The 20,854-nt window shown below is 41.3% G+C and carries 29 protein-coding genes and 2 pseudogenes; 28 read left to right on the forward strand and 3 right to left on the reverse strand.

Features of this window, described 5'->3' with window-relative positions; translation table 11 throughout:
• The 3 genes and pseudogenes from BUA14_RS28670 to BUA14_RS26600 all read left to right on the forward strand — a co-directional run.
• Positions 1-113, forward strand: a pseudogene (locus BUA14_RS28670) (TrmH family RNA methyltransferase); the annotation flags it as partial.
• Between the two features lie 64 nt (positions 114-177).
• A complete protein-coding gene (locus BUA14_RS26595) occupies positions 178-420 on the forward strand; it encodes a hypothetical protein (protein ID WP_242954780.1) in 243 nt (80 codons plus the stop codon).
• Between the two features lie 151 nt (positions 421-571).
• Positions 572-760: a hypothetical protein gene (locus tag BUA14_RS26600; RefSeq protein ID WP_072775357.1), complete on the forward strand. Its 189-nt coding sequence runs from the start codon at positions 572-574 to the stop codon at positions 758-760.
• A gap of 589 nt (positions 761-1,349) precedes the next feature.
• Here BUA14_RS26600 and BUA14_RS26610 read toward each other — a convergent pair.
• Positions 1,350-1,634 (reverse strand): AbrB/MazE/SpoVT family DNA-binding domain-containing protein, encoded by a 285-nt coding sequence (locus BUA14_RS26610; protein WP_005814848.1) that lies wholly within the window; start codon positions 1,632-1,634, stop codon positions 1,350-1,352.
• 332 nt (positions 1,635-1,966) lie between these two features.
• On the opposite strand from BUA14_RS26610, the gene BUA14_RS26615 reads away from it, so the two are divergent.
• From BUA14_RS26615 to BUA14_RS26720, 22 genes and pseudogenes are all read left to right on the forward strand, one after another.
• Positions 1,967-2,512, forward strand: coding sequence for a dihydrofolate reductase family protein (locus BUA14_RS26615; protein WP_072775378.1), 546 nt, complete (start codon positions 1,967-1,969; stop codon positions 2,510-2,512).
• Between the two features lie 150 nt (positions 2,513-2,662).
• Positions 2,663-3,148, forward strand: a complete 486-nt coding sequence (locus tag BUA14_RS26620; RefSeq protein WP_242954776.1) for a hypothetical protein — start codon at positions 2,663-2,665, stop codon at positions 3,146-3,148.
• Positions 3,149-3,416: 268 nt separating this feature from the next.
• Positions 3,417-3,893, forward strand: coding sequence for an HXXEE domain-containing protein (locus tag BUA14_RS26625; protein ID WP_072775360.1), 477 nt, complete (start codon positions 3,417-3,419; stop codon positions 3,891-3,893).
• 248 nt (positions 3,894-4,141) lie between these two features.
• Positions 4,142-4,528 (forward strand): hypothetical protein, encoded by a 387-nt coding sequence (locus BUA14_RS26630; protein WP_072775361.1) that lies wholly within the window; start codon positions 4,142-4,144, stop codon positions 4,526-4,528.
• A gap of 242 nt (positions 4,529-4,770) precedes the next feature.
• Positions 4,771-5,598, forward strand: a complete 828-nt coding sequence (locus tag BUA14_RS26635) for a class I SAM-dependent methyltransferase (RefSeq protein ID WP_072775362.1) — start codon at positions 4,771-4,773, stop codon at positions 5,596-5,598.
• Positions 5,599-5,724: 126 nt separating this feature from the next.
• A pseudogene (locus BUA14_RS26640) lies at positions 5,725-5,958 on the forward strand (AAA family ATPase); the annotation flags it as partial.
• A gap of 7 nt (positions 5,959-5,965) precedes the next feature.
• Positions 5,966-6,412, forward strand: coding sequence for a hypothetical protein (locus BUA14_RS26645; protein ID WP_242954781.1), 447 nt, complete (start codon positions 5,966-5,968; stop codon positions 6,410-6,412).
• Positions 6,413-6,506: 94 nt separating this feature from the next.
• Complete coding sequence (locus BUA14_RS26650; RefSeq protein ID WP_072775363.1) at positions 6,507-6,872, forward strand: VOC family protein; 366 nt, start codon at positions 6,507-6,509, stop codon at positions 6,870-6,872.
• 125 nt (positions 6,873-6,997) lie between these two features.
• Positions 6,998-7,780, forward strand: a complete 783-nt coding sequence (gene ant(9) / locus BUA14_RS26655) for an aminoglycoside nucleotidyltransferase ANT(9) (RefSeq protein WP_072775364.1) — start codon at positions 6,998-7,000, stop codon at positions 7,778-7,780.
• 183 nt (positions 7,781-7,963) lie between these two features.
• The gene (locus BUA14_RS26660) at positions 7,964-8,227 is read left to right on the forward strand and encodes a hypothetical protein (protein WP_242954777.1); all 264 of its coding nucleotides are present in this window, start codon (positions 7,964-7,966) and stop codon (positions 8,225-8,227) included.
• A 274-nt stretch (positions 8,228-8,501) separates the two neighbouring features.
• Positions 8,502-8,942 carry a DUF4275 family protein gene (locus BUA14_RS26665; protein WP_072775365.1) on the forward strand — a complete coding sequence of 147 codons (441 nt, stop codon included), beginning with the start codon at positions 8,502-8,504 and terminating at the stop codon, positions 8,940-8,942.
• A 150-nt stretch (positions 8,943-9,092) separates the two neighbouring features.
• A complete protein-coding gene (locus tag BUA14_RS26670) occupies positions 9,093-9,578 on the forward strand; it encodes a GNAT family N-acetyltransferase (protein WP_072775366.1) in 486 nt (161 codons plus the stop codon).
• Positions 9,579-9,741: 163 nt separating this feature from the next.
• Positions 9,742-10,173 (forward strand): GNAT family N-acetyltransferase, encoded by a 432-nt coding sequence (locus tag BUA14_RS26675; protein WP_072775367.1) that lies wholly within the window; start codon positions 9,742-9,744, stop codon positions 10,171-10,173.
• A gap of 76 nt (positions 10,174-10,249) precedes the next feature.
• Positions 10,250-10,597 carry a PadR family transcriptional regulator gene (locus BUA14_RS26680; RefSeq protein ID WP_072775368.1) on the forward strand — a complete coding sequence of 116 codons (348 nt, stop codon included), beginning with the start codon at positions 10,250-10,252 and terminating at the stop codon, positions 10,595-10,597.
• Positions 10,581-11,963 (forward strand): FtsW/RodA/SpoVE family cell cycle protein, encoded by a 1,383-nt coding sequence (locus BUA14_RS26685; RefSeq protein WP_072775369.1) that lies wholly within the window; start codon positions 10,581-10,583, stop codon positions 11,961-11,963. Before BUA14_RS26680 ends, BUA14_RS26685 begins: the two co-directional genes overlap by 17 nt.
• Positions 11,964-12,077: 114 nt before the next feature.
• Complete coding sequence (locus tag BUA14_RS26690) at positions 12,078-12,767, forward strand: hypothetical protein (RefSeq protein WP_072775370.1); 690 nt, start codon at positions 12,078-12,080, stop codon at positions 12,765-12,767.
• A 190-nt stretch (positions 12,768-12,957) separates the two neighbouring features.
• Positions 12,958-13,791, forward strand: a complete 834-nt coding sequence (locus tag BUA14_RS26695; RefSeq protein WP_072775371.1) for a methyltransferase domain-containing protein — start codon at positions 12,958-12,960, stop codon at positions 13,789-13,791.
• 16 nt (positions 13,792-13,807) lie between these two features.
• Positions 13,808-14,278, forward strand: coding sequence for a hypothetical protein (locus tag BUA14_RS26700; RefSeq protein ID WP_072775372.1), 471 nt, complete (start codon positions 13,808-13,810; stop codon positions 14,276-14,278).
• A 52-nt stretch (positions 14,279-14,330) separates the two neighbouring features.
• Positions 14,331-14,765, forward strand: coding sequence for a GNAT family N-acetyltransferase (locus BUA14_RS26705; protein ID WP_072775373.1), 435 nt, complete (start codon positions 14,331-14,333; stop codon positions 14,763-14,765).
• Positions 14,766-14,819: 54 nt separating this feature from the next.
• A complete protein-coding gene (locus BUA14_RS26710; protein ID WP_072775374.1) occupies positions 14,820-15,272 on the forward strand; it encodes a GNAT family N-acetyltransferase in 453 nt (150 codons plus the stop codon).
• Positions 15,273-15,299: 27 nt separating this feature from the next.
• Complete coding sequence (locus BUA14_RS26715) at positions 15,300-15,695, forward strand: hypothetical protein (protein WP_084078884.1); 396 nt, start codon at positions 15,300-15,302, stop codon at positions 15,693-15,695.
• Between the two features lie 154 nt (positions 15,696-15,849).
• Positions 15,850-17,547, forward strand: coding sequence for a hypothetical protein (locus BUA14_RS26720; protein ID WP_242954778.1), 1,698 nt, complete (start codon positions 15,850-15,852; stop codon positions 17,545-17,547).
• A gap of 18 nt (positions 17,548-17,565) precedes the next feature.
• Here the strand turns inward: BUA14_RS26720 and BUA14_RS26725 are convergent, their stop codons facing one another.
• Positions 17,566-19,317, reverse strand: coding sequence for a bifunctional 3'-5' exonuclease/DNA polymerase (locus BUA14_RS26725; RefSeq protein WP_072775376.1), 1,752 nt, complete (start codon positions 19,315-19,317; stop codon positions 17,566-17,568).
• Between the two features lie 230 nt (positions 19,318-19,547).
• On the opposite strand from BUA14_RS26725, the gene BUA14_RS28675 reads away from it, so the two are divergent.
• From BUA14_RS28675 to BUA14_RS26740, 3 genes are read left to right on the forward strand one after another with little or no spacing between them, the layout of a single operon-like run.
• Complete coding sequence (locus BUA14_RS28675) at positions 19,548-19,829, forward strand: hypothetical protein (protein ID WP_242954782.1); 282 nt, start codon at positions 19,548-19,550, stop codon at positions 19,827-19,829.
• A complete protein-coding gene (locus tag BUA14_RS28330) occupies positions 19,781-19,954 on the forward strand; it encodes a M20/M25/M40 family metallo-hydrolase (protein WP_242954779.1) in 174 nt (57 codons plus the stop codon). The genes BUA14_RS28675 and BUA14_RS28330 overlap by 49 nt, the downstream gene beginning before the upstream one ends.
• A 47-nt stretch (positions 19,955-20,001) precedes the next feature.
• Positions 20,002-20,358, forward strand: a complete 357-nt coding sequence (locus BUA14_RS26740; RefSeq protein ID WP_015943127.1) for a cupin domain-containing protein — start codon at positions 20,002-20,004, stop codon at positions 20,356-20,358.
• A gap of 262 nt (positions 20,359-20,620) precedes the next feature.
• On the opposite strand, the gene BUA14_RS26745 is transcribed toward BUA14_RS26740, so the two are convergent.
• Positions 20,621-20,854: ATP-binding protein (locus BUA14_RS26745; protein ID WP_178371695.1), on the reverse strand; the 234-nt coding region annotated here is incomplete at its 5' end.

The following is a 20,854-nucleotide window of genomic DNA, read 5'->3' on the forward strand; positions in this document are numbered from 1 at the left end:
GCACGATTGCTGACTGCGATTACACCGCGTGCATCCCTATGTCCCATAACGTGGACTCTTTGAACGTTGCGGCAGCCAGCGCCGTGGCTTTTTGGCAACTCAGGGCCCGGTGAGCTTTTATATGCACATAATACGTTGTAAAAATAGGAAAATAGGCAACGAAGATCATTATTGGAGGTGATTTGCTTGAAAAAGAAATTGGTTCTGACAGTTGTAGTAGCAATCGCCTTTGTAGGTATTTCTATTGACCTTTTACAACCCAGATTGATAGCAAAAGATATAAATTTATTAGATATAGATACGGTCATCCACAATGTAGATAACGAAGAACGTACTGATATCACAGAGCAAATAGATGGAGGCTCAAGGGGCCGCCGTCCTTGGCGGGCTCTAGATTTAGGGGCGTACGGCATCGGATAACAGAGGAGTCCCGCAACTAGAGGATGATGCATGTGATTGGGACGCTGCGGGACTCCTCGAAACGTTATATAAAACCCCAGTTTCGGAGAATTCTTTTAGGATCTTAAAAGATAATAGATATAAAGTATGATTTGAAATGGAGGAGAATAAAATGACAGCTTCAACACACTTTGGTTTTGGGCTCTTTGCATCACTTACATTTTTATTTTACATAGCATTTTTCGGGCTGGTAATTTATTTCATGATAAGCGCAATAATGTTTTTTAAGAGAAAGACAAGCAATGATGAAGCATTAATTAACAAGATAGATGAGCTGATAAGATTTAATAGAAAAGAATAAGGGATTTAGGGTATTCCTAAGGCTTTGTTTTGCTATGGATGAGCTTTAGGCATTCGTTTGTTGGGGTAGTTTTATGGGCATTTCTTAGGTTGAATCGAATCTATAAGTATTCTTTTGATATGATTTATAACCTTTTATATTACGAAACATTTAAAATTAAGGCTTAAATAGGTTTGAGTGCTGTAATTGTTTTAGAGGATATGTCGTCTAACAACGTGCTCCCAAAATCTAAGACAAATATGTATACTACCAGACTTCGGAACACGCGGGACGTTATCTGAAAGTCGGCGGAATAAAAAAGTAGCCGGTTGAGGCTACTTTGGTGGAAATACATCATCGTGAGTTCCGATGATATAAAGTGTGTTGATTTGATCACTCGTTTCAGAAGTCACTTCAATAATAATACGTATCGACATATTGACACTGATCTCATAGAAGTTATCAGTCCCTTGAATTTTTTTGTATCGCAGTGATGGATGAGTTGGGTCAGACATGAATAGCTCAATGGCTTTCTGGGCTTGCTTTAATGTTTTCGAGTTAAGCTGCTTAAATTGCCTATCAAACTTTCGGGTAGATCTGAAGCGCCTAGTCATTGTTCGATACCGTCAAGAAATTCGCGAATTGTGCTAAACTCACGAACGTTACCTGATTCAACGTCATTTTTGGCTTCGAGCATATCATTTTGGGCTTTGTCAGTCCAAAAGTATGCTTGGCCAGAGGGGACTAGTTTCATGGGTTCAATGATGATTTTATTGTCATCTATCCTAATGTCGAGAACATCACCTTCAGAAATATTGAGTTTTTCTCTGATATCTCTTGGTAGGCTTATAAGGTTTCGTTTTTGAACGAAAATTCTACGGGAGATAGCGGACATGAATATCACCCTTTCGGCTCTTTCTAAATACAGTATATGCGTAATTACGTAGTAGCGCAAATCAGGGAACAATTAATTAGGTATTCCTATGGGGCGCCGATCTTCAGATAACAGAGGAATCCCGAAACTAGCGGATAATGGAAGTGGTTGGGACGCTGCGGGACTCCTCAGGACGTTATATGAAACCGTACGCAAAGGCCGCGCGTCCATGCGCGGATTACGTAGTGTGGTTGCTAGTCGCACTTGTAGCAAAACACGCAATTACTAAGATGTTAGACAAAACAGTTTCTTTCAGTTGGACAAGAGTTGATCAAGGTGGAGGTGATAATTGGATGAGACGGGTGCGATATCAGGTCGCATGTAGCATGGATGGCTACATTGCGGCACCGAACGATGATTTTGATTGGATTACCCCAGAGCCCTCGTTCGATTTTGAGGCGCTGTATGCGCAATTTGATACGTTGCTGATGGGGCGACATACATACGAGAGCGTACGCTCAATGGGCGAGAGCTTTCGCGGAAAGCAAGTGATCGTGGTCTCGCGGTCGCTTCAGCCGGTGGACCATCCTGATGTTGAGATCGTGAGCGAGGGCCTTGAGGCACGAGTTCGAGAGCTTCGTGCGCAACCCGGTCGAGATATCTGGCTCTACGGCGGAGGGAATCTCTTCTCTCAACTTCTCGCCTGGAATCTGGTTGATACATTCGAACCGGCGGTTATACCGATTCTTCTGGGAGGTGGGGTGCAGTTGCTCCCCCCGCACGGGATACGTCGGCGTTTGGAGCTCGTCCGACACCGCACCTATCCCAGTGGGATGCTTCTCCTCGAATATGAGGTGCAACAGGCTGGGGAAGGTACGAATGAATTTTCCAGAGGATAGTCATAGTGCCAAACATAGTCACGGTTTTTCGAGGTTTATTTCAGTGTAGCCGAGTAAGCTTATACTTCATGGCTGATTTTCGAAAAGTGGTTGCGACTATCCACTATTCTTACATATTGTAAATATGCAGAGGTTCAAGAGACGCCGTCCATGGCGGGCTTTAGACGAGAGCTTTACTTCATAATTGTAGGAGAATGTGCACTAAAATATGGAGGGATGGCTTTGAGGAAGTACATAGAATATATAGGTGTCTTGGTTATTTTTATAGTTTTACTTATAGCATCTAACGGGTTAAATCAATATATGAAAGCTTTAACGGATTCAACTTTTAATTATGCTTTGAATATTCCAGTCCAAATCATATCGTCTTTTATTTTTGGAGTATTTATTGGAAGTTTACATTTTATCAATGAATATAAAAAAGTTGGTTCTTGGAAAGTAAATAAAGAAAGGTTATTGGTTCTGGGCTTACCGTTATTTATAACTTTAGTTATTGTCAATAGTCATTATCTGGGTATAACTTGGCCTCAACTAATTGTTAGTTTTAGCTTTTTTCTCTTAGTTGGTAATGGGATGAAATATGTTGCAATTTTTCTAGGATACGTAGCAATTTCTTCATTTACAAAAAAAGTATAATAATAGTAGAGGAAAAAATAGAGGGAAAGAATCAAACCGCTCCTCAGAGTTTTTAAGCCTTATGACATTTTATTAGACAATAAGTGTTGGTAGTATTATGTCCAACAGGATTATAGCGGAACAGCACGGGAGCTATTCCCTATAAATGATGATGAATGGGGTCGGGATGCTGCGGGAACTCCTAAATGTTAGGCGAAATACCGCGGAAGGATAAGCTTGCGTCCTGCCTCACGTTTTAAGTTGTTCTATGTAACTGGGGAGGAAAAGGATGTTTGAGTTATTATTTTTGATGTCCTTTACATTACATAATATTGAAGAAGGTATTTGGTTACCCAAGTGGTCAAAGTACGCTGGAAGATACCATCCTCAAGTGAAGAAAAATGAGTTTCACTTTGCAGTAATGGTCGTGACATTATTAGGATATATTTTAACTTTTATCTTTTTAATATCAGGAGCCTCAAATGAGATTATAAAGTATTTGTATTTTGGTTTTTTACTGATGATGTCATTTAATGCCATCTTTCCTCACCTAATAGCTACAATAGTTCTTAAGAAGTATGCGCCAGGAACACTTACGGGCATCTTATTAAATTTGCCGATTGGATTATACGTGGTCTTTGGAAGGTATGGAGAACAGCTTGTAGCTACTAAATTGGCAATCGGTTTTATTGTAATCACTATAGTATCTCTTGTGTCGTTACGACCGTTATTTAAACTTGGCAAGAGATTAATTGATGAGTATTAATGTGAGAAGATCCAAGACACTGCATTCTGGCTTCGAGGGTCTCATCCTTCCAATAACACTGAATTCCCGACACTTTAGAAGAGGATGATGTATGCGAGTAGGGTGCTTAAGCTCATAGGAATAGCTTTTTATCAATAGGATATATCTGCCGCCCGTGTCACTTCACAGTTACTTTTCAGCAGCATGGAATTCCTCGATGATAGCGGAATTAATAAAGCCAATATACGGTTGATTAAGGGGGGATAAAAGTGGTTAAAAAGCTAATTAAACTTTTAGCAGTTTGTGCGCCTTTTCTCTCAATTTATTTGGGATATCAGATGTGGTTTGGTTTCAAATATACGGGAGGACGGGCTGATCTTCCCCCCGAAACAATAACAGCTTTGCAGTTTGCTTTGGAACATTCCGGAGCAAAGGCGATATTATTTTGGCCTATTTGTTTGTTTGTAATATCAACTATTGGAGCTTTATGCGCATGGAAAGAGAATAGGATGTTAGTATGGATTATTGTTATTTTCTTAATGATTGTATCTGTACTAGGCATGTGGTCTATTGGATTATTGGTATTTCACCTTGCAGTATTGTTTCTAGTAATTGGCATATTACTTACTTATTCTGCAAGGAAAGTTCCAGATTGATTTTAAAAGAAAGGAATGTTTGTCAGGGCAGTGCCGTCCGTGGCGCGTGAATGGATCTGGATTTTCTTTCGCATTAAGTAGAAATAAAGGATCAGAGCTTCAGAATTAGAAATAATGAATCATAGACCAGGAGTTGTTGAACTACATACGATACACTTGCGGATGGATTGGTTAGATACGGCTCTGTGAGATAGCCAAGGCGCAGCCTCCATGGTCGCAAAACTATAATTGGAGAGATCAAAGTGAAAAATAAAAAGGTTTTATCAACGGAGAAATATATAAGAAGCCTCTATGTTTCAAATTCTATAAGAGAGCCTGTTATTAGTACGGCAATTAGTCAACTAGGACTCCCTGAAGGAACCTATGGTTTAGATATTGGATGCGGAATAGGACTGTATACTTTACTGCTAGCTGAAACGGTGGGGTTAAATGGGCACGTTTTAGGTATCGACACAACAGAAGAATTTTTGAAAAAGGCTTGTTCACTAGCATCTGATAAGAGCCTTGAAAAAAGTGTTTCATTTAAGAAGGCGGACGCAAGTAAACTCCCGTTTCAAGATAATACTTTTGACTGGGCTGGTAGTATGGATTTTGTTGGGTATGGGAACCAAAACCCCGTTTCCTTACTGAAAGAGGCGCACAGGGTAGTGAAACCGGGAGGGATTGTGTTTATTCTTATGTGGTCTTCTCAAATGTTACTTCCAGGATACCCTTTACTTGAGGCTAGGTTGAATGCTACTTCATCAGGGATTGCTCCATTTAAAGCTTCGATGCCTCCTGAATTGCATTTTATGCGTTCTTTGAGTTGGTTTAATCAAATTGGTTTTGCTGAACCAATTTTTCGGACATTTGTAAGAGATATAAGTCCACCATTATCATCTGAGATGAGAATGGCTTTGACAGAATTATTTCAAATGCGTTGGGGGGAAATAGATTTAGAAGTCACATCTGAAGATTGGAAAGACTATCAGCGGCTCTGTCATCCAGATTCTCCGGATTTTATACTCAATGTTCCTGATTATTGTGCTTTTATTACATATTCTTTATTTTGTGGTAGAGTGGTTCAATGATTAAGGGGCCGCCATCCATGGCAAGGTTATTACTCCTGCAAAAGAAAATTGATTGATGAGAGTTATTCACAACCAAAACGTCTATATTGCCTATTCCATAGTTTATTTTTTCATGGAGATGAACTGATGAAATCAAGTAAATTCGAGCAATACATAAGATATATAGAACTAGATAGAGAAAAAGTTCCATCATTCTCTATATATCCCTTTAATTTATCTGCAATAAGAAACCTACAGACTTTAGTCTTTCATCCAAAAGTCACATTTATCATCGGAGAGAATGGTTCGGGAAAGTCAACGATTTTAGAATCAATAGCCGTCGCCTATGGATTTAATGCTGAAGGTGGTGTTTCAGATTTTGAAGCATATGAATATCAAAAGGCATAAGAATATAATCATTTTTATCGCTATTGTAGTTATTATAATGTCGTTTTTTGGTTTTAAGAAAGAGAAAATTTTCTTAATTGTATATACCCATAAAAGTTTTTTAAACGAATGCATCAAGAATCAGACGTATGAGAAAGCGAGTAAAATAATAGGAATAAAGAAGATAACCCCATATTCACTGCGTAATAAAGAGAAATTTGTTGATTTTTATTGTTCTGGAAGTGGATTAGTTCCGAATTCTGTTTATTATGGTTTCTATTACATCAGTAATGATAGGCCTTTGGGGTTTCAAGCAAAATCTGTGGAGTTTAAATCAGATGGGGATGGCTGGAGATGGGAGGAAAAGTGGGAAAATCCAAATAGTGATAATTGGATGTATACCGAAAAGATTACTGATAACTGGTATTATTATGAAGCCGGATTTTAATTAACAGAAGTATTATGAAACAATATATACGAAATCTTGAAGTTGGTTGGTCAACTGAAGTAATAAATTGTTATTTTGTGAGAGGTGTAATGACATGATAAAAAGTTTTGGTGGCATAAATATTTCATCGAAAAATCCTGAATTACTTGTGGAATTTTATAATGAAAAGCTAGGTATCCCGATTTTAACTAAAAATCCAAGCCAATGCAGCTATGACGGAGTGGAATTAGGTTTCAACATTAAAGAACCCGTTATTTGGATTTGGAACGAAAACAAATGGGGTAAATCAAATTTCGGTGCAGTTACATTTGTTTTTCGTTGCGATGATCTTGATGAAACATACCGTGAATTGAAAGAAAAAAATGTCATTCTTGACCCACCGATTACTGCTGTTTGGGGCGGGAAAGAGCTTAATGTTAAAGATCTTGATGGCAATAATATTCTTATGTTGGAAGAATAGAACAAATGAAAACAAGATTAACACATAGTACGAAACTGTAATTGGGTTCAGAGCAGAAGAATCATATTCAGGTTGTTTTCGATGCCTCCGATTAGAGAGATAATTGATGAAAGGATTTATAGTAGATGAGTACAGAGAGCAAAACAATACCGTTAGAAGCAACTCAAGCCCTCAAGATTGTACAGGAGCTGCTCGGTAGTGCTGTAGAAGGAGTATATCTCTTTGGTTCAGCGGTTGCCGGCGGCTTGCAAGTAAACAGTGATGTGGATGTTCTCATGGTTGTTAATCGGAGACTACCCGCAGAAACTCGAAGAGACCTCGTCACCAGATTGATGGAGGTCTCTGGTAAGATAGGAAATACTGATTCTATCCGACCTCTTGAAGTTACGATTATAAACAAAACTGATGTTGTACCTTGGCGATACCCTCCCAAAAATGAATTTATCTATGGTGAGTGGCTTAGGGAGCAGTATGAGGGAGGACAAATCCCAGAATCAGCTTATGATCCTGATTTGACTATCCTGCTGAAGCAAATAAGAGAAAATAGTATTTCATTGGTGGGGCCTGATGCTTCAGATATGTTCGATCTCGTACCGATGAAAGATATTCGAAGAGCAATTAAGGAGTCGATGCCTGGATTAATGGAGAGTATTAAGGGTGATGAGCGTAATGTAATCCTGACTCTTGCACGAATGTGGCTGACAGTGACAGTTGGTGAAATTTCTTCTAAAGATGCAGCTGCGGCATGGGCTATACCCCGGCTACCAAAAGAACAAGGGGCTCTGCTTGATTTAGCCCGAAGAGCCTATCGAGGAGAAGGTAATGATAGTTGGGAAGGACGAGAGCATGAGATTATAGAACTGGTTGGTCATATGAAGCTGTCGATAGAGTCTGGTCTTAGTAGCTGAGCATGCGCATAGAGAGTCGGACACCTTAAAACAATACCTATTATTTGGAGGTTGACTTATGAAAGCATATATTGGAATTAAGTATCATCATGACTGCAGAAATAGGGTTATAATTGAAAAGATAGCTTCGATTCTTGAAGATGCGGGGTATGAGACTAGTTGCATAATTCGTGACAAAGAAAAATGGGGCTCAGTGACGCTTACTCCAAAAACGAACTAATGGAAGCAACTTTCAAAGAAATCGATTCGAGCAATGTAGTTGTAATTGATATAACCGAAAAAGGTGTCGGTTTAGGAATAGAGTCGGGATACGCATATGCAAAAGGGATACCAGTGTACATAGTTGCAAAAAAGGGTTCTGAAATGTCAAATACAATGCTCGGGATTTCAAAGAAAGTGTTTATTTATGAAGAACTTGAAGATATGGTAACAATGTTTAGTAAATAACACACAACAAGGTAGGGGGTAGTCTACTACCCTGTGAGGAAAGCGGGGAAATACCTGTTGCAGCGGTATGTGATAAAACAGGAGTTATCAAATGGTTTTATACGGATGAGCTGGAGGTACTTGAGATTGACGGGATCAAAGTAGTAGATTTATTGAGTTTATATGGAGAAAGTGATGAGGAGAATCTAGCAACTTAACAGTACATCTGCCCTGCATGCCAGTATAAAATACCTGTAGATTTGCCAGGAGTGCCCTTAGGAAAGAGAGGCAGTAGATGGGAATTATAAACGTGCTTAAAAATAAAAAGATTAAAGTAACTGAAATTCCAAAATGGGGAGCTTTTCTGCGAAAACAATGGGAAGATAATTTTGCTAATCATTTAAGTGTTGAAGAGAGAAAGAGTATCTATCTCTGGAATAATAGTGGGCTTTGTGGATACTTATGGCATTTGTTTAGCTATGAAAAAAGAGCTTGTCTAAAAAGAGAAGAAGCTGAAAAAGCCTTTAATAATGAGCATAAAGGCTCTTGTTATGTTTTCTGGCAACATACAGATTATGCTTTAATTCTTGAAAATGCATATATATTGAATACTGAGGATTTAGAGGACGAATATGATATCTATGTCGTGGATAAAGAGTTTAACTGGACTTATGTGAAAACACATGAAACCTTGTTGTGCGGACCATACTTTGGTCGTAAAGATACCAAAACCTAAACTATGCGGAGGCTCTAGGGGCGCCGTCAGAAGTGCTTGTGTACTAGATAACTGTTTTGGTAAATGCTTGGGGAAGCGATTTGTCGATTGGTTATGAGCATGATTATTGGTTGCGTTGAATAGGAATTTTTTCAGGCAAGGAAGAGGGAAATGTTAAATATTCGTCGAGCTACGGCTTGTGATTGGCAATTATTATCAGACATAGCTTATAAGTCCGAAGCCTATTGGGGATATGACTCCGATTATATGGAAAAGTTCAAATCAATGTATCAGGTAACAGAAGAGTTTATAAGCCATAATGAGACTTATGTTATTGAGGATCATTGTAATGTGTTTGGTTTTTATGGTCTGTTAGTAAACGATAAAGAAAGTTCTTTAGAATACTTCTTTATTGAACCCCAAAGCATAGGTAAGGGATATGGAAAATTATTATGGAATCATTTAGTGGACAGTACGTGTAAAAGCTTAGGAATTCATGAATTGGTAATAGTAACAAGCCCGCAAGCAAAAGATTTTTATATAAAGTTAGGTGCTAATTCTCTTGGAGAAGTTGAATCATTACTTAAAAAGGGACGTATGATACCTCAATTATCATATAAGATACATAATTATTTGAGGGCAGGCCAACCGTGTTAAGCTTTAGTTTTGGAGGCAGGAGACGTCAGATTAGAAACTTAGATTATGTGAATAGTATATGATGGTTGGGAACCCCGAGAATATTATATGACGGACCATAATGCCGACCTCCTATGTTCGGCTGATAAATGCAGCTATATTTTATGAAAGGCTGAGGAGCTCAATGATAGTACGTGACATGATTAAAGAGGATATTCCACAACTGGCTCAATTGTATAAACAATTTTGGGGTGAGGACTCCTCTATTGATACGATGTACATACAGTTTAAGAAATTTCAAGAAAATGGTTCTCACCTATTGCTCAGTGCGGTTGAAGACAATCAGCTTGTCGGTTCTGTTATGGGCGTGATCTGCGAGGAATTGTATGGGGATTGTAAATCTTTTTTAGTTCTTGAAAATATGATCGTTGATAAAGATCATAGAAATCGTGGAATTGGCAGGGCGCTGATATCGGAACTAGAAAGAAGAGCAGCAGAGAAATGTAACCAGATAATTCTTGTTACTGAAACGAATAGAATTGATGCTTGTAATTTTTATGAATCTGTAGGATATAGACCTGAAGCATATAAGGGATTTAAAAAGAAGTTAAAATAATTTAGCTTATTGACATATATAGATTGTCGATATACTATACTTCTATATAGATCATCTATATAAGGAGGCTGTTCTTATGCCAATTGATAAAAGCCTGTTAACCGGGAGCACCACTATGCTTATCCTAAAACTACTGGAAGAAACGGATATGTATGGGTATGAAATGATTGAAGAACTAAGCAAAAAATCGCAGAACATATTTGAGTTAAAAGCAGGAACATTGTATCCGCTGCTCCATAGCTTGGAACAAAAAAATATGCTCACCTCTTACGAAAAAAGCACGAGTAACCTGAGGGTGCGCAAGTACTACAGTATTACTAAAACAGGACGCAAGTACTTGGACGAGAAAACAAAAGAGTGGAAAGTTTATACCTCTGCTGTAAATAATGTCTTGGGAGGTGTAGATTTTGCTACAGTCCAATAAATTTGCCGATTATTTGGAAACTGTCCGCCGGCAGATACGCTGGAAAAGGGCTCAAACCTATGTTTTAGAGGAAATCGAAAACCATTTGGCTGACCAAAAGGATGCTTTTCAAAGAGACGGCCTTGATGAGGAAACGGCTGCGATCAGGGCTATAGCAGAAATGGGTGATCCGGTAATGGTTGGTGAGCAGCTTGATCGTACGCACAGGCCCCAGCCGGATTGGCCGCTGTTGGCTATGACAGCTCTATTGATTATTTTGGGGCTTTCTATTCAATTCATTATAGGAACGGATATCAATGATGGAATGGAACGGTTCTACAGACAGGTTATTTGGGCTGGACTGGCGGTGATTGTTTTTCTGGCTGCTTATTTTCTGGACTTTACGATCATAGGGAAATACTCATTGATTATTTATGGGCTGCTCATGGCTATAGCATTAGGTGATTATTGGCTTTCCGGTGGCGGGATTTCCGGATATAATACTGCAATTTATCCGCTGTTGCTGTTCCCCACCATTTTTGCCGGGCTTGTGTATCGGATGCGCAATGAGGGATATTGGGGGCTTGCTTTTTGCGGTGCATTAGCAATTATCCCGATAATTTTAATATCGTTTATGCATTACTTAACGGTTCTTTTTCTGGTTGGCACTTCCTGCCTTATTATATTAACAGTTGCCGTTGCCAAAGGATGGTTTAAGGTAAGAAAGCTATACGCTTTGTTTATAGTGTATTTTTCTTCTGGGGTCATCTTTTCAACTATGTTTTTTACGATGATAAATCAAGAGTACGTTAGAATTAGGCTGCAAGCTGCATTGAATCCGTCGTCAGACCCCACAGGAGCTGGATATATGGCAACTCTTGTTCAAAAGCTGCTGTCGCATTCGCAGTTATTTGGAGAAGGCTTGCCTGTAGGCGATTATGGATATCCGATAGCAAAGATTTTACCTGAAATAAATACTAACTTCCTTTTGACTTACTTGACACATAAGTTTGGCTGGGTGTTATTGATCGGTATTTTAGTCATTTTCGCGGTCTTTATTGTCCGAGCGGTGCTCATGAGTAAGAGACAAAAAAGTGCCCTTGGCCAACTTGTTTCTTTAGCGCTTATTTTAACATTTGCGATACAGGTTTTGACATATATTGCTTTTAATTTGGGTTTCTTAGTATTTAACCCTGTGTCGCTACCTTTTATCTCTTATGGCGGGCGGGCTTTGCTAATTAATACGTGTCTGATAGGATTTTTGCTGTCAATATTCCGTACGGGCAGTTTGGTAAGTGATAAGGTTGGGGCAACGGTAATCAAGGCAGGGCGCTTAATTCAATATGAGGATGGAAAGATTATAATCAATCTTAAAGCGGCTCAATAAATCTGGGAGGCTCTGAAAGTTCGTAAAATCCAGACCTTCATTGATAAGAACGCGGCAAGTAATAATGGATTGTCAAATGATTTGGTTGTTCTTTAGGACAGGGGGGATTTTGAAATGGGGAAAAATTTGAAGGGAGCGTTTATATACCTAGGCATTATATTTATATCAATGGTCCTGGTGTATAAACTGCCGCAGGATTCATATTCGATGATACAGTATATCATTAAGCCGATTCGATTTGAAAACTCGGTTCTTAATCTATCCGGCCTGATTCCATTAATAATGCTATTTATCGGCATAAGAGGATTGTGTAGGCTGGAGTGGTTTGCAGACAAAAGCAAGTTATTGATAACTATCATTGTGCTTATACTGGTAATGCCTGCAATGGGGGGAACGCTGGATATAGCAAAAACAATCTATCTATCAAACCTAAATAACCAAATGAGGTCTATAGATTTTAAGGATATCGACATTAAAGTTTCAAGCATAACAGATAATGACGTTACACTGAATATCAAGTTGGAACTAACCGATTATAGAGAAGACATGAGCGATTTTCAAATCAGAATGTATCTACCTGATTCGTGGACGGTCTATTTTGATAAAGAATTTATTGATTTTGAGGAATCATATAAATCGTTTGGCCGCAGGAGACCCATAATCGTTGATAAAGAGATTTCGGTTCAATTAGCCGATGGCATCACCAGAGATAACGTCTTTGATTCTCAATGGTATTGGGAAACCTTTGAATTTGAGCTTTTTAATAATATAGACTCTTCAAAGCTTATCTATCATGGTACATAAAGGGCGATCACGCCTTATAAGACAGAGCGCCTGCGACTGGAGAATGATGAATGTGGTTGGAGCGAATAAAGTATTTGACCATTAAGGTTATTCAACCATAGGTTGAATAGATAGGATTTTCAACTGTGGAGTTATTGAATTGCTTCTTTCCGAACAATAAAATAAGTCCTGTAGAGAGGAGCATGAAATCATGAAAGACGAATTGGCTAAAAATATTTGCAGATATCGCAAGGAAAAAGGATTTACGCAAGAGGAGCTTGCCAAGAAACTAGGGGTAACATTTCAAGCCGTTTCAAAGTGGGAAACGGCTCAGACTTTGCCGGACATAACGCTGTTGCCGGGGTTATCAAAAATATTGGATATAACCATTGATAAGTTACTGGGTTACGTTTCTTATGATAAGCAAATAACCATCTATGAGGAAGAATATAAGACTCAGGAGTATTACTGGGGTATTGTGCCTTCAAAAATGTGTTTGCGTGTACTTGAGTTAATACCGCCAACTACTCGTTTAAAACTATTGGATATCGGGTGTGGTGAAGGCAAGGACGCTGTGTTCTTTGCAAGGAATGGTTATGACGTAACTGCATTTGATATTTCTGATGCCGGCATTGAGAAAACAAAGCGTCTCGCTGGCAATGCCGGTATCCAAGTTAAAGTATTTAAGGCAGATATTTTGGATTACCGCTTGGATACTAATTTTGATATCCTGTTTTCCAGTGGTGTTTTGCATTATGTTAAACCTCAATTGCGGGAAGAGATATTCAGCAACTATAAGCAATTTACCAACCCTAATGGTTTGCATATCTTTAATGTGTTTGTAAACAAACCGTTTATAGATCCACCTCCGGAAAAAGAGCCGACCGCGTGCAAATGGGTTTCAGGTGAACTATTTACACATTATCATGATTGGTTGATTCAAGAATGTTCAGAAGTGATTTTTGACTGTGATTCCTCCGGCATACTGCACCAACATGCGATGAATAAGGTGATTGCTCAGAAATGCCGGTGCAAGAGAACGTAGAAGTGAGGGTAAAGCAATGGGCCATCTGGGTTTTTCATATATAGGGCTGATTTTTCTGCTGATGCTGACAATTCCTAACTTCCTATGGATAAGACACCAGCCACAGGGGTATGATTTTCGAAGCGAGAATAAGGTCTTGCTGTTTTTTGAGCGTATCGGTCAGGTGCTTGTTACCTGTACGGCCCTCATTTTCTCGGACTTTAATCTTCGTCAGTGGTCTCTATGGACGCTGTGGCTTATTGCTGCAGTGATACTAATGCTTATGTATGAGGTTTGGTGGTTTCGGTATTTCAGAAGCCAAAAGACATTGCGGGACTTTTATAGCAGCTTTTGCGGTGTTCCTGTAGCCGGTGCGACACTGCCTGTTATAGCATTTTTTTTGCTTGGCATCTATGGGAAAGTGGTCTGGCTTTTGCTAGCGGTCGTGATTTTAGGGATCGGGCATATCGGCATCCACCTGCAGCACCGCAAGGAAATTAACGGGTAAGTTCAGTCGTTATCATTACCAAGTATTTGGACACCTGATTTAGGAGGCCACAATGTTTGAATATGTATTTATAAATATGGATAACCCCTTATATCAACAGGCCGTGGATTTGCGTTACCGGATCTTTTTTAGGCCATGGAATATTAAGCAAGAGATAATCTTTGACTCATATGAGGACACAGCAATTCATATGATTTGTCTTACAGGAGGAAAAGTTAATGGATATGCCAGATTGAATTATGAAGGTCAGGAGGCAATATTATCACAGATAGTTGTGGATGAGGAATGTCGGAATCAAGGTTTGGGAAGTGAATTGGTAAAGCGTTTAGTTGATAAAGCCCGCTTGGATAAAAAAGATAGAGTAACCTTAAGCGCAAAGGTTGAGGCAACCAAGTTTTATGAAAAATTCGCTTTTGTGGTCACTGGAGATAGTTTTTCATCCCCTAAAACAGGACTTCCTCATATTAAAATGATTCTGCAATTATAGATAATGAAATGTGGAAAGAAAGATACTTGGAACAAAATGAAAAGAGGTATTTTTATGTCGGAAGTAATTATCAGACTGTGTGAGAGGGATGATTTGTCTGATGTAGTTAAGTTGATGAATGAGCTTAGGGAAGTAGCCCAAGGTGATGAAATCGCCTTCCGAGACGTGAACAAAATCTTTACGGAAATGGAGCAACGACCAGGGCTATATTTAAATGTAGTTGCGGAGATTTCGGGAAAAGTGGTAGGATTCATTTCCGCGATTTTCTATAGAACGGTTTTTCATAAGGGTGGTACGGCACTCATTAATGAGTTGATCATTACCCAGGCTGAGCGTGGGAAAGGAATCGGCAAAAGGTTGGTTCAAATGGTTCAAGAGGAAGCTTTAAAAAGAGGCTTTGATGAAGTTGAAGTAGGAACAGAGAGGGCCAATGAAGGAGCGCAGGGATTCTATCGAAGATGTGGTTTCAATGAGGAATATGTATTATTGGGAATGGAGTTTAAATGAACCCTGAGGTAGAGAAGGGGACCGATTATGGTGAAAAAATGTATTTCAATTTGCTGCATGTTGATTGCCATAATGTTAATGGCGACGCCATATGGTATAGCTATGACATTTGCATCTGGTCCGACAGAACGTGTAACTAAATATTTCCCATATTTTAGCCTGATGCCCTTTGGATATGGTAACTGGTTCCCCATCATTACCGCTCTTTTATCCATTGTTGTCGTTTTTCTGCTCTTAGTTGGTATCAGAAAAGCAAATACAGGAAAAGCAGTACGGGTTTGCTTGGTACTTTGTATTATAGCTTCGGTCTTATCATGGTTAATATTTGAATCCACTAGTATTGTTGGTGTTTGCGTAGCGGTTCTCCATGCTATTGCACTTGTGCTGCAAATACCACAACCCCCCGGTTCATTAATAGCTTAGCTTAAGGAATTAATGATGGAAGTGGTGTGAATTGAAAGTGCGCCTATTGAAAAAACATAGCAAAGTACTGCTATGTCTCGGATTAATTCTGGTTATGATGTCCGTCATTGCAGGCTGTTCTCAGCAGTCTGAAGGAACGAAGGATGTCCAAACTGTGCTCACAGATAATAAACCAATAAGCGGTGAGAGTCCCGGTCCTGACTTGGAGCATCTTTGGCAGGAATATATTTATGATGGGATTTATACTATCGGCAATACGTGGGAGTTTGATTCGGTGCAGGGAATCGACCCGGCAGCGGTAGCTCAATTTTGTTGGCTGAAATATCAGGAAGAAAAGGGCATCGCTGATCTTCAGCCAGAAAATGAAGGGAACTTGTCCCTTCTTTTTCCGCTGGCCGATGCCCAGAAGTATGCCGAGCGCTATTTTAACCTGACCACCCTGGATGTGAGCAAAATACCGGATTATTACTATAAACCGGAAAAGCAGGCCTTTACCTTCACACCGAATTTAGAGGACTTCAAGCCCTTTGATACCATCGTGAATGGTTGGGGTATCCGGTTGGATAAAGTGGTTAGAAGCAATGACGGTACACTCACCGTCGGGGTAGAATATTACACTGACAACCGCGTTGGCAGCAGGCATACGTTTACCTTGAAAGAGCGTGCCGACGGCAGCCTCTACTTTGTCGATGGCCGCCGGGAGTTTATAAATAATCATTTGGTTGCCTTGACCGGGGATATCAAAGAGTTTCAGAACATCGAGGGTTTTAGCGGTGATCTGCAAGAGGTTGCTATAGTCGGAGAGGCTGAAGGAAAACTGCTGCTTGTCTATGCGCCTTATAATCAGAGCCAAAGCCCTGCCTTGTTGCTGCTCAATCCGAATGATATGAAGGTTGAGCAGCGTGTGGAGCTAAGCAGCAGGATTGAGAGTACGGAAGTGAAATTTTCAGACGGCCGATGGTTTGTGCGCTTTAAAGATAGAGTGTCGGTCTATAGCAGAGATTTAGAAGTGCTGGAAGAAATCCCTTTGCCCGCTATCGTTGCAGCTAAAATTGAGAGGGAGCAGAAATATGATTCCATGGGTTTGGCGGATGTTTATTTCGGCGGCTATGATATATCCTCCGACCTGAGCCGGATTGTCTACACGGATGAGATAGGTGTCAAGCTTGTCACCCTGGAAGATGGAAAAGAAAAGCTTCTCGCCAAAACGGTTGGGCCTAAGCCATCCGAGCCATCCCGTGGTGCGCTCCTTACCCCTTCTTATCACTGTTTTCCCAGATTTGTCGCCGATGAGAGGAAAGTTATCACCACGCTGACCGGTTATGAATCGACTTCGGGTTTTACGTTCTGCGATCTGGATAAAGGCACAAGCACAAGGGTTGATATCGTTATCGAAGGCTCCCTGGCTACCGGGGTCATCCGTTATGATACCGGGCTGCTGTTCGTTAACGGGTATTGGTATGCTGAAAGCAGCAGGGAGAATAACGGTCAAACGGATGGCTATAAAACCACCTTCCTGGACTTTCATACCGGTAAAGTAAGGGAGATAGAGCTTAGCGAACCGGGGGACACAGGTTATATCCGCTTTGATGATCAAAGTTATATCGGGCGGAATTTTGCGGCGTTTGTCACGAGCAAAAGATCCGGCAGTGACAGCATCAACGACAGACATTATTTGAACCGGATTGAGCTGGGCACCCTCAAACCCGAGCAGGAGATCGTTTCCATCACGGCTGCAGCTCCTCACATTCTGGGGGTTTTAAGCGACGGACGAATTGTTTTCTGGTATCAGTACAACCCCGCTGAAAAAGGGATTTGCATAACCTCAGCTTCCTCAGCATCGAGTGAATAGATTTTTCTGTCGTATTGTCTACTTCTCCGCCCAGCTCTCTGAAACCAGCACATCCACTTTCGTCGGCACCCTGGGTAAAATGGCGTTAGCGGCTTCTTCCATGGTCGACTTAAGTAAGGCAGCCATTGTATGAGCTTCTTCCGCCGGGCTTTCCAGCAGAATCTCATCATGAACGATGCCGACGATATAGGTAGCGGTTCCCGCTAAGCGTTCAATCAAAAGCCCTAAGGCTTTTTTCACAATATCCGCCGCGGTTCCCTGGACAGGTGTATTATAGTATCCGGGCAACCCGGCTTTTTCATAATAGACGAATTTTCTGCCGGCCAAGGTTCGCCCTTCTTTCGGGAGATGAGCCTTAATGGACTGGTGCCAGCGGTGGATTCCGGTATAGGCTTTGAAAAAACGCTCCCGGAATTCTGTTGCTTGTTCCAGGGACATCTCCACACCGTAATTTTGCTGGGCGTATTGCTGGAGTCCGGGTGCCCCCATGCCGAAGATCAATCCGAAATTCACGGCTTTGGCAGCCTGACGCTCTTGTGGGGTTATTTCCGCAATGGGTTTATGAGCGACAAGGGAAGCGGTCAGCAGATGCAGGTCCTCGCCTTGCTGATAGGCTGAAATCATCCGGGTATCTCCGGAGATTTGGGCTGCTACCCGCAATTCGATCTGGGAATAATCGGCTAAAATTAATTTCCGCCCCGGTGGTGCGGCAAAACAGGCTCTGAATTCCGAATCCCGGGGAATTTGCTGGATGTTGGGATTCCAGCAGCTCATTCTGCCGCTCCAGGCGCTGATCTGGCCGTAGCGGGGATGGAGCCGTCCCGTCACTGGGTGGATCAGGGGTGTAAAAGGCTGCAAAAAGGCGGAGATGGATTTGGCGGCTTTCCGGTAAGAGAGCAGAGTTTTAACTAAGGGATGCCGGCGATGGGGATAGAGGTCTTGTTTGGCCGTAGCAGCCACCGGAATGCCGTGCTCGTGCAGTACGTTCAAAACAAATTGCTGGCTTTCAAAGTTTTGATTGATGGCCACGTCTTCCCCCCAGAGGCTCATCTGCATCAGAGGCCTTTCTACATAGGTATAGAGCTCGTCAAGGGCTGTTTTACGTTCTGCCTCCGTTTTCTCATAAAGCTCCTGCCATTTTTGCCGATCAAGATAGATACCCCGGTACTCAAGATGGGCCATGGCTTTGACGCAACGGAACTCGATCTCGGCGATTTGGGTCAGGTGGTTTTCCAGGATTTGCGGGATCATCACCTTGCGCAGTCTCAGGAGAATCTCCGCATCCCGGGCGGCATAGAGGATCTGGGATTCCGTCAGCTCTCCCTGCCAGTTGCTGGTCTGTTCCTCTTTATCCAGATCCTCATTTAAATAATGCTGGGCCAGCGCCTTCAAATTGGACTGAACAGGGCCCCCTGAGCCCCGCAGAAGCTGGGAGGCCAGCATGGTATCAAAGAGAGTTGGGGGAAAGATGTCCAGTGCCATCAGAAATTGCAGATCGAACTTGGCATTCTGAAAGACTTTGACGCCTGAAGTGGATAGGATAGCGTTGATAAGCTCCCGGCCTTCGGGCAGGAAAGAAAAGCAGTCGATCACAAGCACCGGGAGGTCTTCCGCTGCCAACTGGATCAGCCGGAGCTGGCAGGTGTGGGGGTCCAGTCCGGTGGTCTCGGTATCCACCGCGATGACCTTGGCGGCTGTCAGCTTTTCCATATAGGGCACCAGATCAGCAGGGTGGAGGATGCGTTTTATATCCATAGCGTTTAGATCCATAGTTCCTCCTTTCGGCCACCATAAATCAAATCATAGCAAGCCTGTGGAATCATGGGGACAAGCCGATTTAGCGTTTACATTAGTGGAGTTAGGGGCATACCGATTATATCACAGCGGAGAGAACCGATAAATGGGTTGAACGCTCCTCTCCTGGTTGTCGCAGCCGTATTGGATATGGATTTGGAGAAGACTTTTACTGAGGCTGATTTGAAATCGATGGCTCCAAAGCAATGCTGGGGCAGATTACCCTTGAGGATCTGCATCAGTATAAAGATAAAGACGATATATCAGTTTACGAAGCTATGCAGGAATATGGCCTTGTTCCGGAGAATGTTCTGAAAGCGAAGGTAGATCTGAGCACAATCAAGGCATTTATCGAAATGCATATTGAGCAAGGTCCGGTGCTTGAGCAGAAAAAAATAGAAATGGGTCTTGTTAAACTCATGGCTACAGTTGGCAGCGTATGCCTTCCGGAGCAGGACACGATGCCTTGGCTATCGGTCAGGTTCTAGATACAGTAATGGTATTTGTGCCGAGTAAGGACGGCAGGAGCCACTGCCCTGTCGAATGGAGCGAATACGCTGATATAGCCAAAGCGGTTGCTGTTATCTATGATTTGATTCTGAATATGCAATAATACTTATACACCATGCAATAATCACTATGAGAAAGGTAAGGATAATCATGATTAAGAAAGCCAAAGATTTGCCTATCGAATTGGAACCGAATTTAAAAGGTGGCAAGGATACGGTCCGTATTGTTAATATTCTGCAGAAGGATGAGATGTACGGCACCGGTCGTCTTTTCGGGGTCAGCATCATTCCCCCGGGAGGCTCCATCGGTCAGCATACCCATGCCGGTGACTTCGAGACCTACTATATTCTCAAAGGAAAAGCCCTTGTTAACGATAATGGTAACATCTGTGAACTTGGGCCTGGGGATATGACTCAATGCAAAGAGGGGGATTTTCATTCCATCGAGAATATTGGTGACGTTGATTTGGAATATCTGGCGGTAATCCTTTATTCGGTAAAAGAATAATATAAGCAGGATAAGATTTTTATAGGTTATATTTTCTGAAGAACCCGGTGCGGCAATTGCGCACCGGGTTTTGTATAGGGGTCTGAGTTAAGTAATCATAAATGTACCTGGAGAAGAAAATGGTATAATAGTATTAAAACAGCTTATCCATAAAAATAGGTTTGGAGGCTTTATAATGAGGTGGGATAGTAGTGTCAATCAAAAAGTTTACCACCGTGACAGCCAAAAAATTGACCACCCTCCAGGCGGTTACTTCAGTTAATTAATCGTTAATTTTGTTTCCCTTGCTCTGCTTAAACCGGTAGGATTCACCTATGAACGGAATAACATGGGCATGATGGGTTATCCGATCCAGTAAAGCTACGGTTAGTGCATTGTCGCCAAATACCTCCCCCCAACGGCCAAATTCCAGGTTTGTGGTTATGATCAGGCTGCCACGTTCATAGCGTTCTGAGCAGAACTGGAAAAGCAAAGGACTGCCCGCGCCCAGATTAAT

This window comes from Desulfitobacterium chlororespirans DSM 11544, from assembly GCF_900143285.1.
Classification (GTDB): domain Bacteria; phylum Bacillota; class Desulfitobacteriia; order Desulfitobacteriales; family Desulfitobacteriaceae; genus Desulfitobacterium; species Desulfitobacterium chlororespirans.